Origin of the sequence: Pseudomonas libanensis, from assembly GCF_001439685.1 — a bacterium.
Lineage (GTDB): Bacteria > Pseudomonadota > Gammaproteobacteria > Pseudomonadales > Pseudomonadaceae > Aquipseudomonas > Aquipseudomonas libanensis.
The window spans coordinates 141,143-157,678 of the sequence record NZ_JYLH01000008.1 but is presented as its reverse complement, the minus strand read 5'-3'; the positions used below and the strand labels follow the sequence as shown (position 1 = coordinate 157,678).

At 61.7% G+C, this 16,536-nt stretch carries 13 protein-coding genes; 10 read left to right on the top strand and 3 right to left on the bottom strand.

The annotated features are described in order from the left end of the window. Positions 1-116: 116 nt before the first annotated feature. Positions 117-995 (top strand): DMT family transporter, encoded by an 879-nt coding sequence (locus tag TU73_RS14640; protein ID WP_057012834.1) that lies wholly within the window; start codon positions 117-119, stop codon positions 993-995. On the opposite strand, the gene TU73_RS14635 is transcribed toward TU73_RS14640, so the two are convergent. Further along, the gene (locus TU73_RS14635) at positions 996-2,330 is read right to left on the bottom strand and encodes an MFS transporter (RefSeq protein WP_057012833.1); all 1,335 of its coding nucleotides are present in this window, start codon (positions 2,328-2,330) and stop codon (positions 996-998) included. A 224-nt stretch (positions 2,331-2,554) separates the two neighbouring features. Here TU73_RS14635 and quiC point away from each other — a divergent pair, with 224 nt between their 5' ends. Further along, positions 2,555-4,456 (top strand): 3-dehydroshikimate dehydratase QuiC, encoded by a 1,902-nt coding sequence (gene quiC, locus TU73_RS14630; protein WP_057012832.1) that lies wholly within the window; start codon positions 2,555-2,557, stop codon positions 4,454-4,456. 77 nt (positions 4,457-4,533) lie between these two features. After that, a complete protein-coding gene (locus tag TU73_RS14625; protein ID WP_057012831.1) occupies positions 4,534-5,199 on the top strand; it encodes a TetR/AcrR family transcriptional regulator in 666 nt (221 codons plus the stop codon). Between the two features lie 75 nt (positions 5,200-5,274). Here the strand turns inward: TU73_RS14625 and TU73_RS14620 are convergent, their stop codons facing one another. Together TU73_RS14620 and aroQ are read right to left on the bottom strand one after the other, a co-directional pair. Next, on the bottom strand, positions 5,275-6,129 hold the full coding sequence (locus TU73_RS14620) for a shikimate dehydrogenase (protein WP_057012911.1): 855 nt from the start codon (positions 6,127-6,129) through the stop codon (positions 5,275-5,277). Further along, positions 6,129-6,575 (bottom strand): type II 3-dehydroquinate dehydratase, encoded by a 447-nt coding sequence (aroQ, locus tag TU73_RS14615; protein WP_057012830.1) that lies wholly within the window; start codon positions 6,573-6,575, stop codon positions 6,129-6,131. The genes TU73_RS14620 and aroQ overlap by 1 nt, the downstream gene beginning before the upstream one ends. Positions 6,576-6,781: 206 nt before the next feature. Here aroQ and TU73_RS14610 point away from each other — a divergent pair, with 206 nt between their 5' ends. The 7 genes from TU73_RS14610 to TU73_RS14580 all read left to right on the top strand — a co-directional run bounded on the left by TU73_RS14610 (position 6,782) and on the right by TU73_RS14580 (position 16,438). Further along, positions 6,782-7,303 carry an RNA polymerase sigma factor gene (locus TU73_RS14610; RefSeq protein ID WP_057012829.1) on the top strand — a complete coding sequence of 174 codons (522 nt, stop codon included), beginning with the start codon at positions 6,782-6,784 and terminating at the stop codon, positions 7,301-7,303. A gap of 63 nt (positions 7,304-7,366) precedes the next feature. After that, entirely contained in the window at positions 7,367-8,365 is a 999-nt protein-coding gene (locus TU73_RS14605; protein WP_057012828.1) for a FecR family protein, read from the top strand. 198 nt (positions 8,366-8,563) lie between these two features. Continuing rightward, positions 8,564-11,221, top strand: a complete 2,658-nt coding sequence (locus tag TU73_RS14600; protein WP_057012827.1) for a TonB-dependent receptor — start codon at positions 8,564-8,566, stop codon at positions 11,219-11,221. Positions 11,222-11,302: 81 nt separating this feature from the next. After that, positions 11,303-11,923 carry a heme acquisition protein HasA gene (locus TU73_RS14595; protein WP_057012826.1) on the top strand — a complete coding sequence of 207 codons (621 nt, stop codon included), beginning with the start codon at positions 11,303-11,305 and terminating at the stop codon, positions 11,921-11,923. 119 nt (positions 11,924-12,042) lie between these two features. Continuing rightward, the gene (locus TU73_RS14590) at positions 12,043-13,791 is read left to right on the top strand and encodes a type I secretion system permease/ATPase (RefSeq protein WP_057012825.1); all 1,749 of its coding nucleotides are present in this window, start codon (positions 12,043-12,045) and stop codon (positions 13,789-13,791) included. Beyond that, positions 13,788-15,113 carry an HlyD family type I secretion periplasmic adaptor subunit gene (locus TU73_RS14585; protein WP_057012824.1) on the top strand — a complete coding sequence of 442 codons (1,326 nt, stop codon included), beginning with the start codon at positions 13,788-13,790 and terminating at the stop codon, positions 15,111-15,113. Before TU73_RS14590 ends, TU73_RS14585 begins: the two co-directional genes overlap by 4 nt. Continuing rightward, a complete protein-coding gene (locus tag TU73_RS14580) occupies positions 15,110-16,438 on the top strand; it encodes a TolC family outer membrane protein (protein ID WP_057012823.1) in 1,329 nt (442 codons plus the stop codon). Before TU73_RS14585 ends, TU73_RS14580 begins: the two co-directional genes overlap by 4 nt. Positions 16,439-16,536: the final 98 nt, after the last annotated feature.

Genomic DNA, 16,536 nt, shown 5'->3' with positions numbered 1-16,536 from the left:
GATTTAGTGCGCTGTTCGCCCACTGTTTGGTTATGCTCTTGGGGCAGACCCATGCCCGGCTGCTAGATTACTCGGTTGAGTGCTACCGCGTTGAACTCGCCACGCAAGAGAATTCCATGACTGTCAGTACCCCGCTTTCCGGCGTCAACCATCCTTTCAAAGGTATTCTGCTGATTGTGCTGGCGACGTTCCTGTTCTCCAGCCATGACGCTTTGTCCAAATACCTGGCCGGGTTCTACCCCATCGTGATGGTGGTGTGGGCGCGCTATCTGGTGCACACCTTGCTGATGGCCGGGATCTTCCTGCCGCAATCGGGCTTGCGCGTGCTGCGCAGCAAGCGGCCGGGCATGCAGGTGGTGCGCGCCTTGTGCCTGTTGGGCACCAGCTTGTTTTTCACCGCGGCGCTGCATTACATCCCGTTGGCCGAAGCCACGGCGGTTAACTTTCTCGCGCCGATCCTGGTGACGGCGCTGTCGGTGCCGCTGCTGGGTGAGCACGTCACACGCGGTCAATGGCTGGCGGTGATTTGCGGCTTTATCGGGGTGCTGGTGATCATTCATCCCGGCGGCGAACTGTTCACGCCGGCGGTACTGTTGCCCTTGTGTTCGGCGACGTTCTTCTGCTTCTACCAACTGCTTACGCGCATCCTCAGTAAGTTCGATACGCCCACCACCAGCAACTTCTTCGCCGGGTTGTGCAATACCTTGGTGATGAGCGCCATGGTGCCGTTCTTCTGGCAGGTGCCGAGCCTGTGGCACGCTGTATTGATGCTGGCGCTGGGGACCTGCGGGATGACCGCGCACCTGATGCTCACCCAGGCGTTCCGCTTCGCGGCGCCGGCCTTGCTGGCGCCGTTCGGTTATTGCCAGATCGTGTTCGCGGGGTTGTTGGGCTGGCTGGTGTTCAGTCATACCCCCGATACAACCACGGTGGTCGGCATCGGGGTGATCTGCATGAGCGGGTTGGCCGCTGCCTGGCAGCAGCGGCGGCGTTGATTAGACGTTTATCGTCGGAATCTTGCGCGGCGCCATGAAGTACATCCATACCAGCGCGATGAAGTACATCGCCGGGATCAGGGTGAACAGCACGGTGTAGTTGTTATTGGTCACCGTGAGGATATGACCGACGATCTGGGTCATGAACATGCCGCCAATGGCCGCGCACATCCCGCCGAAACCGAACACCGTGCTCATCATGTGCTTGGGCGTGTAGTCCATCACCAGGCTCCAGATGTTGGCGGTCCAGGCCTGGTGCGCGCCGATGGCCAGGGAGATGGCAAACACCGCGACCCACAGCTGGCTGGAACCGGCCGCCATGATCACACCGACGATGCAGCAGGCGAACAGCAGCATCGACAAGAGCCGCGCCTTGATTGAGTTCATCCCGCGGCCGATCAGGAACGACGACAGAATCCCGCCCCCCACGCTGCCGAAGTCGGCTGTCAGGTAAATGATGATCAGCGGAATGCCCATCTGCGTCACGTTGATGCCCAGGTTGTATTGCTGGTTCAAGAACGGCGGCAGCCAATACAGGTAGAACCAGAACACCGGTGCGGTCAGCGAATAGGCGAGGGCGAAGGCCCAGGTGCCGCGCATGCGCAGGATGCGGCTGAATGGCACGCGGGGTTGTTCCGGCTCGACTTGCTGTTGCACGTAGTCCAGTTCGGATTGTTTAACGGTGGGATGGTCTTCCGGGTTGTAGTACTTCAGCCCCCAGAACAACAGCCAGATGCCGCCGAGTGCCGACATGCACAGGAACGCTGCCTGCCAGCCCCACACGTGCAGGATCAGCGGCAGCAGCATTGGCGTCATCATCGCGCCGACGTTGGTGCCGGCGTTGAAGATACCGGTGGCGACCGCACGCTCGCCGGCGGGGAACCACAGCCGGGTGGTCTTGACGCAGGCCGGGTAGTTGGCGGCTTCGGTCAGCCCGAGGATAAACCGGCAGACCATAAAGCCCACCGCCGAGGTGGCCAGGCCGTGGGCGCCGGTGGCCAGGCTCCACAACAGCACGGCGCAGAAGAACACGCGCTTGACGCCGACCCGGTCGATCAATCGGCCTTGCAGTACAAAGCCGATGGCGTAGCCGACCTGGAACCAGAAGTTGATGTTGGCGTAGTCCATCGCCGTCCAGCTCATTTCCTTGGCGAGGATCGGCTGCATGACGCCGAGGGCGGCGCGGTCGATGTAGTTCAGAGTGGTAGCGAAGAACACCAGGGCCAGCATGCCCCAGCGCGTTTTACCCACGGCCAGGGCGCCGCGGATCTTGTCGCCGATGCCGGCGTGCGGGTTGCCCGGGCGCGCGGCCAGGGTTGGGTTTTGCAGAGGCATGAGGTCGTACCCGTTTTTTGAAATTTTTATGGTGTGTTCTGGGTCTTGTTACTTGAACGAATTGCCTGGTCGATGGTGCGCAGTGGTTAAAAAGTCGTCAATTCGCCAAAGGGGCATAGTGTTCGATAATCGCACCAAAAACTAACCGGTTCGTACATTTTAATTGCTGCGTGTAGCCTGGGGGCGAATAATTTGCCACAAACAATAATCGCCGGGAGTCATCCATGCAGCGTTCCATTGCCACTGTTTCGTTGAGCGGCACCTTGCCGGAAAAGCTCGAAGCCATTGCCGCCGCCGGGTTTGATGGGGTGGAAATCTTCGAGAACGACTTGTTGTATTACGACGGCAGCCCCCGGGAAGTTAGGCAGATGTGCGCTGACCTGGGCATCGCCATCACCCTGTTCCAGCCGTTTCGCGACTTCGAAGGTTGCCGCCGCGACCGCCTGGCCCGCAACCTGGAACGCGCCGAGCGCAAGTTTGACCTGATGCATGAACTGGGCACCGACCTGGTGTTGGTGTGCAGCAATGCATCGGCCGATTGTGTGGGCGACGAAAATATTTTACTCGATGACCTGGGCCTGCTGGCCGAACATGCCGGCAAGCGTGGCCTGCGCATCGGTTATGAAGCGTTGGCCTGGGGCAAGCATGTGAACACCTGGCAGCAGGTGTGGAACCTGGTGCGCCAGGTCGACCACCCGAGCCTTGGTGTGCTGCTCGATAGTTTTCACACGCTGTCGCTCAAGGGCGACCCGAGCGGCATCGCCCAGATCCCGGGCGACAAGATCTTTTTTGTGCAAATGGCTGACGCGCCGATCCTGGCCATGGATGTGCTGGAGTGGAGCCGGCATTTCCGTTGCTTCCCGGGCCAGGGTGAGTTTGACCTGGCCGGTTTTCTGGCACCGATTATCCAGAGCGGCTACACCGGGCCATTGTCCCTGGAGATTTTCAACGACGGCTTTCGCGCCGCGCCGACCCGTGCGAATGCGGCAGATGGCTTGCGTTCGCTGTTGTATCTGGAAGAGAAAACCCGCCAGCGCCTGGCCGAGGAGCAGCCCACCCAGCCCGTCGACATCCTGTTTGAAACCCCGGCGGCCAGTGAATACGACGGCATCGAATTCCTGGAGTTTGCCGTGGATGAAAGCCTTGGCGCCAAGCTCACCCATTGGCTGCAGCGTTTGGGTTTCGCCAAGGCCGGTCAGCATCGCTCCAAGCATGTGAGCCTGCTGCGCCAAGGCGACATCAACCTGATCCTCAACTGCGAGCCTTATTCTTTTGCCCACAATTTTTTCGAGGCCCATGGCCCTTCCTTGTGTGCCACGGCGATTCGGGTCAAAGACAGCGCCAAGGCCCTGGAGCGGGCGGTGGCCTTCAAGGGGCAGCCGTATCGCGGCCTGGTCGGCCCCAACGAGCTGGAATTAGCCGCAGTACGTGCGCCGGATGGCAGCCTGATTTACCTGGTCGACCCCAGTGAAGGCGGGCTCTACGACACTGATTTCAACCTGCAACCGGCCTCTGTCGCCAGCGGCGGCCTGCTGCGCATCGACCATATGGCCATGGCTTTGCCGGCCGACAGCCTCGACAGTTGGGTGCTGTTCTACAAGAGCCTGCTGGATTTCGAAGCCGATGACGAAGTGGTGTTGCCCGACCCCTACGGCCTGGTGAAAAGCCGTGCGTTGCGCAGCCGTTGCAGCTCGATCCGCCTGCCGTTGAATATTTCCGAAAACCGCAACACCGCGATTTCCCACGCACTCTCAAGCTATCGGGGTTCGGGGGTGCATCACATTGCCTTCGATTGCGCGGATATTTTCGCCGAGGTGCGTCGGGCGAAGGAGGCCGGGGTGCCGTTGCTGGATATTCCGCTCAACTATTACGACGACTTGGCAGCACGCTTCGATTTTGACGATGAGTTTCTCAGCGAGTTGGCGTACTACAACGTGCTGTACGATCGCGACACCCTGGGCGGTGAGTTGTTTCATGTGTACACCGAGCCGTTCGAAGGGCGGTTTTTCTTCGAGATCATCCAGCGCAAGAACGGCTATGCCGGCTATGGCGCAGCCAACGTGGCCGTGCGTTTGGCCGCGATGGCCAAGGCACGCAGCGGTGCGGTGCGCCAGGCGCGTTTATAACCGCCCGTACGGTGCTTCCTTCGGGGAGCGCCGCGGCCCATAATCAGCGCCTGCACAACAATGGCTGTGAGCGCCCCATGACCTCGAGTCCCGATCTTCCCGCGGTGTCAGACGCACCGCGTAAGAGTCGTAAGAACAACCCGGAAAAGACCCGCGAGAATATTCTCCAGGAAGCCATTGTCGAGTTTGTTCAGCAGGGCCTGGCCGGTGCCCGCGTGGATGCCATCGCCGAGCGCATCCACACCTCCAAGCGCATGATCTATTACTACTTCGGCAGCAAGGAGCAGTTGTACGTCGAGGTGCTGGAGAAGCTCTACGGTGATATCCGCAACACCGAGACCCGCATGAACCTCACCGCCCTGGAGCCGCGTGAGGCGATTCGCCGGCTGGTGGAGTTCACGTTTGATCACCACGACCAGAACGTGGATTTCGTGCGCATCGTCAGCATCGAAAATATCCACAACGCCGAGTACGTCAAACGCACCGACACCATCAAGGCGATGAACAGCAAGATTCTTGAGGGGTTGGGTGAGACCTTGCGCCGTGGCGCCGAATTGGGGTTGTTTCGCGAAGGGCTAGAGCCGTTGGACGTGCACCTGCTGATCAATTCGTTCAGCTTCTACCGAGTGTCCAACCGGCATACCTTCAGTGAGATTTTCCAGATAGAACTGTCGGATGAGGCGATCAAGCAGCGGCATCGGGAGATGATTTGCGAGTCGGTGTTGCGCTACTTGCAGGCCTGAAAACACACAACTTTCAAGGTAGACATGCAGTCAATGTGGGAGGGGCACCGCCCCTCCCACACTTTGCTCCAGTTTCTACAGTGAGGTGTTCATGCTCTGGAAGTGCGCCAGCATGCGTTGCACATCCGGCACTTGGCCGCTGAATAACTCAAACGCCTTCACCGCCTGAAACACCGCCATATTGCCGCCATCCAGGGTACGGCAGCCCAAGGCGCGGGCATCGCGCAGCAGCTCGGTTTCCAGTGGGAAATATACGATCTCAGCCACCCACAATTCTGTACGCAACAACGCAGCTGGCACCGGTGTTCCGGGCAGCTTGGTCATGCCCATCGGCGTGGTATTCACTAACCCATCGGCCTCGGCCATCGCATTTTCCAGATGAGTGCCGACCTGGGCGCGACCGGGGCCGAAACGCTGCGCAAGGTTATCCACAAGGTCGCGGGCGCGGGAGGCGTCCACGTCGAAAATGCTCAGGCGCTCAACGCCTTCTGCCAGCAGCGCATGGCTCACCGCCGCCCCTGCGCCGCCGGCACCCATCTGCACCACGTGCCGACGGGCGACGTCATGCAAATTGCGGCGAAACCCTTCAGCGAACCCCAGGCAGTCGGTGTTGTGGCCGATCCGTTTACCGTGCTTGAACACCACCGTGTTGACTGCACCAATGCCTCTGGCCTCGTCGGATAAGTCATCGAGCAACGGCAGGATCGCCTGCTTGCACGGGTAGGTGATGTTCAGCCCGTTGAAGTGCATCAACTCGGCGGCCCGCAGCAGATCGGGCAGGGCGTTGAGGTCCAAGTGCAGCGGCTCAAGGTCAATCAGTCGATACAGATAGCGCAAGCCCTGGGCGTCGCCTTCCTCTTCATGCAAGGCCGGGGTGCGGGAGGCCTGGATACCGGCGCCGATCAGGCCGGCGAGAATGCGTGGTTTCATCAAGCGCATCCCTTCAGCGTATGGCTGAAATGCTCCAGGGCCAGGTGGTAGCCGTGGCTGCCAAACCCGGCCAGCACCGCCTGGGCGATAGGGGATACAAACGAGTGATGACGAAACGCCTCGCGGGCATGCACGTTGGATAAATGCACTTCGATCACTGGCAGTTCACTTGCCACCAGTGCATCGCGGATCGCGACCGAGGTGTGGGTCCAGGCTGCCGGGTTGATCACGATACCGGCGCAGCGGGCGCGGGCGCCGTGGATCCAGTCGAGCAGTTCGCCCTCATGGTTGGTCTGGCGAAACTCGATTTTCAGCCCGAGCTTGTCTGCGCTGCGGCCACACAGGGCAGCGATATCGGCCAGGGTCTCGTGACCATAAGTGGCGGGCTCGCGGGTGCCGAGCAGGTTGAGGTTGGGGCCGTTGAGCACCAGCACGATGGACGGCATAGAGGGTTCTCCACAGTTTCTTATTGGTTGTGGAGACAAAATGTACTGGATGGTTAATTGGGTCAATTGTTGGCGGCGGATCTGTTCGATTATCGAACCGTTAATCAACGCCACAGCCAAGGCAATCAGATTAGATATCAATTGAAAATCATTCTCGACAACGCTTAAGATGCCCGCCTGTTTCCTTAACATTCCAGGGAGTCGGTTTGTCGGACGTGGATCTCAAGGGCTTGTTTCTCAAGCATGCCGATACGCTGCGCGGGTATCTGGCCCGCAAGGTACGGGACCCGCAATTGGCCGCAGACCTGGTGCAGGAGAGCTTTCTGCGCCTGGCGCAAAAGCCGGCCGGCGAGCGCATCGACAACTCCCAGGGCTATCTCTATCGAACGGCGAGCAATCTGCTGATCGACCATATTCGCCAGGAAGCACGGCGCAAGACTGACACCGTGCCCCACGAGGCGCTGGCCGAGATTGAAGATGACGTGGCCGGGTTGGAGGCTCAGGCAATGGCGCAGCAACAGCGACAGGCATTGAAGCAGGCACTGGCGGAGTTGCCGGAGCGCACCCAGCAGATTTTCCGCTTGAACCGTATCGAAGGCATGACCCACGCCCAGGTCGCCCGGCACCTGGACATCAGCGACAGTTCCGTGCAAAAGCATCTGGCCAAGGCCTTGGCGTATGTGATGCAGCGCTTGCAGGAAGGCGAGGTGAAGCCATCCGACGAATGAATTACCGAAAAACGCCAGGCCAGGCGTCACAGCGTCTACATAACGAAAATTCGAGATTCACACGTGAATAGCCAAGGTCCGCAACAGCACAGCATTACCGAGGAGGCGGCCGAGTGGGCGGTGCGCCTGCACGCCGGTGCCTTGAGCGAACAGGAACAGGCCGAGTTGCGCCAATGGATCGCCCGCGACAGTCGTCACGAAGCGGCCCTGCGCTTTGCCGAGCAGACCTGGGCGGCGCTGGGAGACGTGCACATAGGCGAGCCTGTGCATCGACCGCGCCCAGCCGCAGTGGTCGCCCCCGTACGCCGTTCCAAGCGCCGAAGGCCGTGGCAGCGTGTGGCCGCCGCGGCGCTGGTCGCAGTGGTAGCGGGTGCCGGCTGGATGCGCGGGCCGGATGTAGTGCTGCGCATGCAGGCCGACTACGTCACGGGCAAAGGTGAAGTGCGCACGGTGCACCTGGCCGACGGCAGTACCGTGGAGCTCGATTCCGCCAGTGCTATTCGCCTGGATTACGATGGGGTACAGCGGGGCATCAGCCTGCTCCAGGGCTCAGCGGTATTTGACGTGGCGCCAATGGCGGGCGAAGAGACCCGGCCCTTCGTGGTGCGCAGCGCCGCGGGCCAGACCCGGGCATTGGGCACGCGGTTTGTGGTCGAGCGCGAGGGTGACAGTCAAGCCTGGGTCGGCGTGTTGCAGCACAGCGTCGAGGTGTCAGTGCAGGCTTCACCGGAAAATGGCACGGCCAAGCGTATCGTCGAGCAAGGCCAGGCTGCGCGTTACAGCCCACAGGACGGTGTGGTCAGCCTTGCTCAGCTTGATGTTGATCGCGCCACCAGTTGGCGGCGCGGTATGTTGATCTTCGACCGGCAGCCGTTGGCCAAGGTTATCGAGCAACTCAACCGTTACCGCCCCGGTCGTGTGGTATTGACCAATCCGGCGTTGGGCGAGCGTGAAGTCAGCGGCGTATTCCGCCTCGACATGCTCGACACTGCCCTCGGTACCTTGACCCAGGAGCTTCAAGTGCAACGCTTGGACCTGGCCGGCCTCAGCCTGATCTACTGATCTTTCCCCTTTAAAACCGCTGCCCTTGTAGGCGCGAGCTTGCTCGCGAAAACCCAAGGGCACCGCGTTTTCGTTGACGTTCTTCGCGAGCAAGCTCGCTCCTGCAAAAAAATATTACTGACTTCCAGCGCCTCGCACGTCTTGCTAGGTGAGAAGCATTCGCATAAACAAAAAACGCTCAGCGCAGGGATCACACACATGTCAGCACTCACCAAGGGGCGTATCACCGGCAGTCGGTTGGCCCTGGCCATACACCTGGGGTTATTGGCCGTCGCCGCGCCGGTCCATGCCGTGGAACCTGCGGCCGGTACTGCCCAATCCGCGGTGCTGCGGTTCGATATCCCTGCGCAATCCCTCGGCAGTGCGGTGCTGGCTTTTGCCGACCAGGCCGGCCTGCAAGTGCTGTTCGACAGTCAACGCCTGCAAGGCCTGAGCAGCACCGCGCTCAAGGGCAGTTTTGGCGTGCAGGAAGGGCTTGGCCGCCTGCTGGGTGCCGCGCCGGTTGAATACCGCTTTACCGGGGAGCGCCAGGTCACCTTGAACCGGGTTGAGCAACAGGCCGGTGCCCTGGCCTTGGCGACCACTACCGTCACTGGCCTGCACCAGCAGGACTGGGTGTATTCAACCCCGCGCTCGGTGAGCGTGGTCGGGCGCGAACAGCTGGACCGCAACCCGCCCCGGCATGCCGCCGAGATGCTTGAAGAGGCGCCTGGGGTCTACTCCGCCGTCAGCCAGCAAGACCCAGGGCTGTCCGTGAATATCCGCGGTATCCAGGACTATGGCCGGGTCAATATGTCAGTCGATGGCATGCGCCAGAATTACCAGCAGAGCGGTCACCAGCAACGCAACGGCACGTTGTATGTTGACCCTGAGTTGTTGTCCGAAGTCGTGATCGAAAAGGGCGCGACTTCCACTCAGGGCGGTGCGGGCGTGATTGGCGGGGTGGCCAACTTTCGTACGGTGGAGGCGGCTGACCTGCTCAAGGGCGGCAAGGAAATCGGCGGGCGCATTCGCCTCACCTCAGGGTTGGGCGGGCGCAGCAACGGTACCCATTTCATCGGCAGCTCGGCGTTTGCCGTGGGCACCGATGTGTGGGACATGCTGGTGGCCGCCAGTGAGCGTCACCTGGGCGATTACAACCCTGGAACCAAGGGCAGCATTGGCGAGTTGCGTACCGGCGCGGCGTTCATGCCGGCCAGTGAAGAGCGCATCAAGCACACCACCGTGGCCTATTCGGGTTCGGTGATGCGTTCGCGCCTGCTCAAGCTGGGGCTGAACCTGCCGTCTGACCAGCGTTTGCAACTGAGTTACCTGGCCACCGACGTCGACTACGACGACGTCAACATGATGACCGCCGAAAAGGCGCAGTTATGGGAGAAACTTGGCAGCAGCGATGTCAGGGCGCAGAACGTCGCGCTGGATTACAGCTATACGCCAGACAACCCGCTGATCGACTTCAAGGCCAAGCTCTACTACGTGGACACCCGCAATGACCAATCCACCCTGGCCCGGGGTATCAACAAGGCTTATGACGTCACCTATCAAACCAATACCTACGGCTTGCAGGCGCAGAACATTTCGACCTTTGCCCTGACGGAGCTGGCCGCACTCAAGGCCAACTACGGGCTGGAGTTTTTCTACGACAAGGTGCGCCCGGACTCCAACCAGGCGGTCGAAGCCGGCTCTGCGGTCAAGGCCTCGGCGGCCGAGAGCATCACGCCCAAGGGCGACCGTGCGATGGGCAGCGTGTTCGGGCGCCTGGATTTCGATTACGACGGTTGGCTGAACCTCAACGCCGGCTTGCGCTATGACCGCTATCGGCTGCGCGGCGAAACCGGCTTGAACACCCGCACATTCATCATCGGCACCACCCGTCAGATCGGCGTGCCGGTGAACTACGACGTGGATCGCGAAGAAGGCCGTTTCTCGCCGACCTTCGGCCTGTCGATCAAGCCAGGTGTGGATTGGCTGCAACTGTTCGCCACCTACGGCAAGGGCTGGCGCCCGCCGGCGGTGACCGAAACCATGGTCAGCGGTCGGCCCCATGGCGGTGGTTCGGAGTCGATTCTGCCCAACCCCTACCTCAAGCCGGAGCGATCCACCGCGTGGGAAGTCGGCTTCAATGTGCTCAAGGAAGACCTGCTGTTCGCCGAGGATCGCGTGGGCATGAAGGTGTCCTACTTCAACACCCGGGTCGATGACTTTTCCTATATGGCCCTGGGCGTACAGCCGCCCGGTTATGGCAACGTCAATATCGGCAGTGCAGCGTATGTGAACAACCTGGAGACCACACGTTTTCGTGGCCTCGAATACCAGCTCGATTACGACGCCGGGTTTGCCTACGGCCAGTTCAACTACACGCGCATGCTCGGCAGCAACAAATTCTGTAGCAAGACCGCCTGGCTGGGCGGGGTGACCAAGACCCAGAAGCGCCCAGGCAACCGGGCGCCGGTGGATGCGATGGTGCCGGACGACGCGGCCAATGCCGGCGTGGGCTGCAGCGCGATCCTGGGCTCCTCCGAACACATGCCCATGGACCGCGGCACCGCGACCCTGGGCGCGCGGTTCTTCGAACGCAAGCTGGACGTGGGCGTCCGCGCCCGCTACAGCGCCGGTTACTACGTCAAGGGCGGCGCCGGGGTGACCACTTCGCAAACCGGCGTCTACCCCGCCGACTGGAAGCCGTACACCGTCTACGACCTGTATGGCAGCTATCGCGCTACCGACCAACTGACCCTGCGCCTGGCCATGGAAAACGTCACCGACCGCGCCTACCTGGTGCCGCTGGGCGATGTGCTGGCCTTCACCCTGGGGCGTGGGCGCACCTTGCAGGGCACCGTTGAATATCAGTTTTGACCGCTTTTGCCCAGTGACGGGCAAAACCACAGCAGGCACCGGCTTGCTGCGGAGTGACCACCCCATGACTTGGAGTTTTGCATGAGCATTTCTATTTCATACAGTACGACCTACGCCGCTAGCACCGTCGCCCAGTACCTGAGCGATTGGTCGGCCTACTTCGGTGATCTCAACCACCGTGAAGGTTCGGTCAAAGAGGGTGTGAACACCGGTGGTTTCAATCCTGGGCCGTTCGACGGCACTCAATACGGCGTTTCGAGCAGTGTCAGCGATGCCGCCGTGGTCGCCGAAGGCAGCCTGCATTACACCCTGTTCAATCCGCCGACCCACACGCTGTGGGGTTCTCTCGACGCTTTGACCCTGGGCGACACCCTGGCCGGTGGCGCAAGCAGCGGTGGCTACACCATCGCCAACCAGGAAGTCAGCTTCACCAACCTGGGCCTGTCGAGCCTGCAGTCCGAAGGCCGTGACGGCCAGGTGCATAAAATCGTGTACGGCCTGATGAGCGGTGACAGTTCGGCATTGGCCTCGGCCATCGATACCTTGCTCAAGGACATCGACCCAAGCCTGTCGGTCAATTCCACCTTCGATCAACTGGCCGCGGCCGGTGTGGCGCATCAGGACCCGGCGACCTTCGCCGCAGCCGATGTGGGCCTGGTCGGCATTCAGGATGCGCCTCAAGACTTCGCCATGGCCGCCTGATGCAAAAAGGCCGATGGAGGCTCACGCCTTCATCGGCCTTGCGAATCCTGTGGGCACGCCGCAGGTGCTGTCAACGCACCGGGCGGGCCCTTGCTCGACTCTTCAATGGAACAACCACCATGACTCGGCCCGGTGCCAAGCGCACGAATGAGATGCTGACTGCACTGACGGCCTATAAAAGTGCCTTCTTCAATATCGGCCTGTTCTCGGCGGTGATCAACCTGCTGATGCTCGCCCCGGCGCTGTACATGTTGCAGGTGTATGACCGGGTATTGGCCTCGGGCAACCAGATGACCCTGCTGATGCTGACGCTGATGATTCTCGGCCTGTTCGGCTTGATGGGAGCGCTGGAGTGGGTGCGCAGCCAGGTGGTGATTCGCCTTGGCACGCAGATGGACATGCGCTTGAACCAGCGTGTCTTCGACGCCGCCTATGAAGCGCAGCTCAAGGGCGGCACCCAGGCCGCGGGCCAGGCCCTGCACGATCTGACCACCTTGCGCCAGTTCGCCACCGGCCAGGCGTTGTTCGCCTTTTTCGATGCGCCATGGTTTCCGGTGTACCTGTTGGTGATCTTCCTGTTCCACCCCTGGCTGGGCCTGCTGGCGCTGGGCGGTGCGCTGCTGTTGATTGCCCTGGCCTGGGCCAACCATCATGTCAGCCAGGCGCCGATGGCCCTGGCCAGCCAACTGTCGATCAGCGCCAGCCAGCAGGCCACGGCCAACCTGCGCAATGCCGACACCATCGAAGCCATGGGCATGCTCGCGACCTTGCGCGGGCGCTGGTTCAGCCAACACCAGGCATTTCTGGTGCAGCAGAACCTGGCCAGTGAAAAGACTGCCGTGGTTACCGCCTGGTCCAAGGGCGTACGCCTGGCCCTGCAATCCCTGGTACTGGGTTTGGGCGCCTGGTTGGCGGTCAATGGCGACATCACCCCGGGGATGATGATTGCCGGGTCGATCCTGATGGGCCGGGTGCTCAGCCCCATCGACCAGTTGATCGGCGTGTGGAAGCAATGGAGTTCGGCGCGCCTGGCCTATGAGCGCCTGTCGCTGATGCTTGAGGATAACCCGGCACGCCCGGTACGCATGAGCCTGCCGGTGCCCAAGGGCCAGGTGAGCGTGGAGCAGATCAGCGCCTGCGCCCCTGGCAGTCGCCGGCCGGCGCTGGCCAACCTGGGTTTCAGCCTGCCAGCCGGTGACGTACTCGGTGTTATCGGCCCGTCGGGCTGCGGCAAGTCGACCCTGGCCCGGGTGCTGGTGGGCGCCTGGGCACCGCTGGCCGGCAAGGTGCGCCTCGATGGCGCCGACCTGGCCCTGTGGGACAAGCAGCAACTGGGTCCGCATATCGGTTACTTGCCCCAGGACATCCAGCTGTTCGCCGGCAGCATCGCGCAAAACATTGCGCGCTTTGAAACGGTGGAAGCCGACAAAGTCCTCGCTGCGGCACAAATGGCCGGCGTGCATGAGCTGATCCTGCAACTGCCCGAAGGCTACGACACCCTGCTGGGGGAAGGCGGCGCGGGTTTGTCCGGTGGGCAAAAACAACGCGTCGCCCTGGCGCGTGCGCTGTACGGCCTGCCGGCGCTGATTGTGCTGGATGAGCCCAACGCCAATCTCGACGAAGTGGGCGAGCAGGCGCTGCTGCACGCCATCGCCCAGCTCAAGCAACAGCGCCGCACCCTGATCCTGATTACCCACAAGCCCAACGTGCTGAGCCTGACCGACCAGTTGCTGATCCTTAAGCACGGCCAGATGCAGGCCTTTGGCCCGACGGCGCGGGTATTGGAAGCGCGGCAGAAACCTTTAGCGAGTAAGCCGGTATCGACCATGAGCATGAGCTACCGCCTCGGTGAAGGAAAACACGCATGAGCCAGACTAAACCCACATTAGTCAGCGACCAACCGCACAACGTGCTGGCGCTGGATGACAAAAAATACTCACGCCTGGGCTGGTGGCTGGTGCTCGGGGGCTTTGCCGGGTTCCTCGGTTGGGCAGCATTGGCTCCGTTGGACAAGGGCGTGGCCGTGCCGGGCAAGGTCATGGTCTCGGGCCATCGCAAGACGGTGCAGCACCCGGCGGGCGGGATCGTCGAGCGTATCGAGGTGCGTGACGGTGACCGGGTCAGTGCCGGCCAAGTGTTGCTGCGCTTGAAAGAAACCCCGTTACGCGGGCAGATGCAGTCGCTGCGCAGCCAATACCTTGCGTCCCTGGCCAGCGAAGCGCGCTTGAGTGCCGAAAGTGAGGGTTCGGCGGCTATCGAGTTTGCACCTGAGCTGCTGGCCAACCCCGAAGCCGCCGCCACCTTGAACCTGCAACGCCAGCTGTTCGAAAGCCGTGCCCAGGCACTGGCCACCGAGCAGGCGGGCCTGCGCGAAACCATTGCTGGCTTTGAGGCGCAATTGCGCGGTACGCGGGACGCCCAGGCGAGCAAAGTGCAACAGCGGGCGGCGTTGAATGAACAACTGCAGGGCCTGCGCGAGTTGGCACGCGACGGCTACATCCCACGCAATCGCCTGCTCGACAGCGAGCGGTTGTATGCGCAAATCGATGGCGCAATCGCCGAGGATGCTGGACGCATCGGCCAGGTGCAACGCCAGGTGCTGGAATTGCGTTTGCGCATCCGCCAGCTCGGCGAAGACTTCCAGAAAGACCTGCGCGGCCAGTTGGCCGAGACCCGCACCCGCAGCGACGACCTGCGCAATCGCCTGGCCTCCGCTGAGTTTGAGCTGGCCAACAGCCTGGTACGTGCCCCGGCATCTGGCGTGGTGGTGGGGTTGGAGGTGTACACCGAGGGTGGGGTAATCAAGCCCGGCCAGGCCTTGATGGATATCGTGCCCCAGGGCGAGCCGCTGCTGGTGGAAGCACGGGTGCCGGTGCAGATGATCGACAAGGTGCATCCAGGTTTGCCGGTGGAATTGATGTTCTCGGCGTTCAACCAATCCACCACGCCACGGGTGGCGGGGGAGGTCATGCTGGTGTCCGCTGACCGACAGGTGGATGAACGCACTGATGAGCCCTACTACACGTTGCGGGCACAGGTCAGTGCGGCCGGCATGCAGCAACTGGGCGGTGTGCAAATCCGCCCGGGCATGCCGGTGGAAACCTTCGTCAAGACGGGCGAGCGCTCGATGCTCAACTACTTGTTCAAACCGTTACTGGACCGCACTCATATGGCCTTGGTGGAAGAATGAAGGCGTTGCTGTTCACCCTCTGTCTCAGTTGCACATCGGTCGCGCAGGCTCTGGGTTTATTGGACGTTTATGACTTGGCCCTGCGCAACGACCCGACCTTTCAGGCCGCAATCCAGGAGCGTGAAGCCGGTGAAGAAAACCGCGTGATCGGGCGGGCGGCCCTGCTGCCGAACCTGTCCTGGAGCTACAACAATTCGCGCAATGAGTCCGAAGTCACCCAGAGCACCGCGCTCGGCAATGTCACCAGCGACCGTCATTACCGCAGCTATGCTTCGACCCTGACCTTGCAGCAACCGCTGCTGGATTACGAAGCCTATGCGCGCTTTCGCCAGGGCACCGCCCAGGCGCTGATGGCTGACGAGCGCTTTCGCGGCAAGAGCCAGGAACTGGCGGTGCGGGTGCTGGGCGCCTACAGCCAGGCGTTGCTGGCCCAGGAGCGCATCGAGTTGAGCCGAGCGCAGAAACGCGCCTATGCCGAACGTCTGCAACTTAATAATCGCCTGCTAAAAGGCGGTGAAGGCACGCGCACCGATGTGCTCGAAACCCAGGCGCGATTGAGCCTGGCCCAGGCCGAAGAAATCGAGTCCCTGGATGCCCAGGACAGCGCCTTGCGCGAACTGGAAGCCATTGTCGGCCAGCCGCTGCAGATCCAAGCGCTGGCGCCCCTGGCACGCCAATTCGACATTGCGCCGCTGGAACCGGATCGCTTCGAAACCTGGCGTGAGCTGGCCATGGCCAACAACCCTGAACTCAAGTCCCAGCACCACGCGCTGGATGTGGCTTCTTATGAAGTGGAACGCAAGCGCGCCGGGCACTTGCCCAAGGTCAGCCTGTACGCCAGCAGCCGCCAGACCAGCTCCGACTCAGAAAGCAGCTACAACCAGAAGTACGACACCAACAGCGTGGGTATCCAGGTCAGCCTGCCGCTGTTCGCCGGCGGCTCGGTGTCTGCCTCCACGCGCCAGGCGGCCAACCAGCTGTCCCAGGCCCAATACGAGCTGGACGCGCAAACAGCCGCCACGCTGGTGGAGTTGCGCAAGCAGTTCAACCTCAACACCAGCGGCGCGGCGAAGGTGCGCGCTTATGAAATGGCGGTGAGTTCCGCCACAGCGCTGGTGACCGCCACGAAGAAAAGCGTCAGCGGCGGCGAACGGGTCAACCTCGATGTGCTTGATGCCGAACAACAACTCTTCACTGCCCGCCGCGACCTGGCGAATGCGCGGCATGCGTACCTGCTGGCGCGCATTCAACTGAAGTATTACGCGGGGTTGCTGAGCGAGCAGGACTTGCGGGCGTTGGCCGGGTATTTCCAGCCGTCGGCATGAGCGGTTACAACCCGGCATTCGCCGGGTTTTTTGTGGTTACTAATCTGTGAAACAGCTTCGGGAAGAGGGAGCCGGTTGTCGGGTGGCAGAGGGAAATT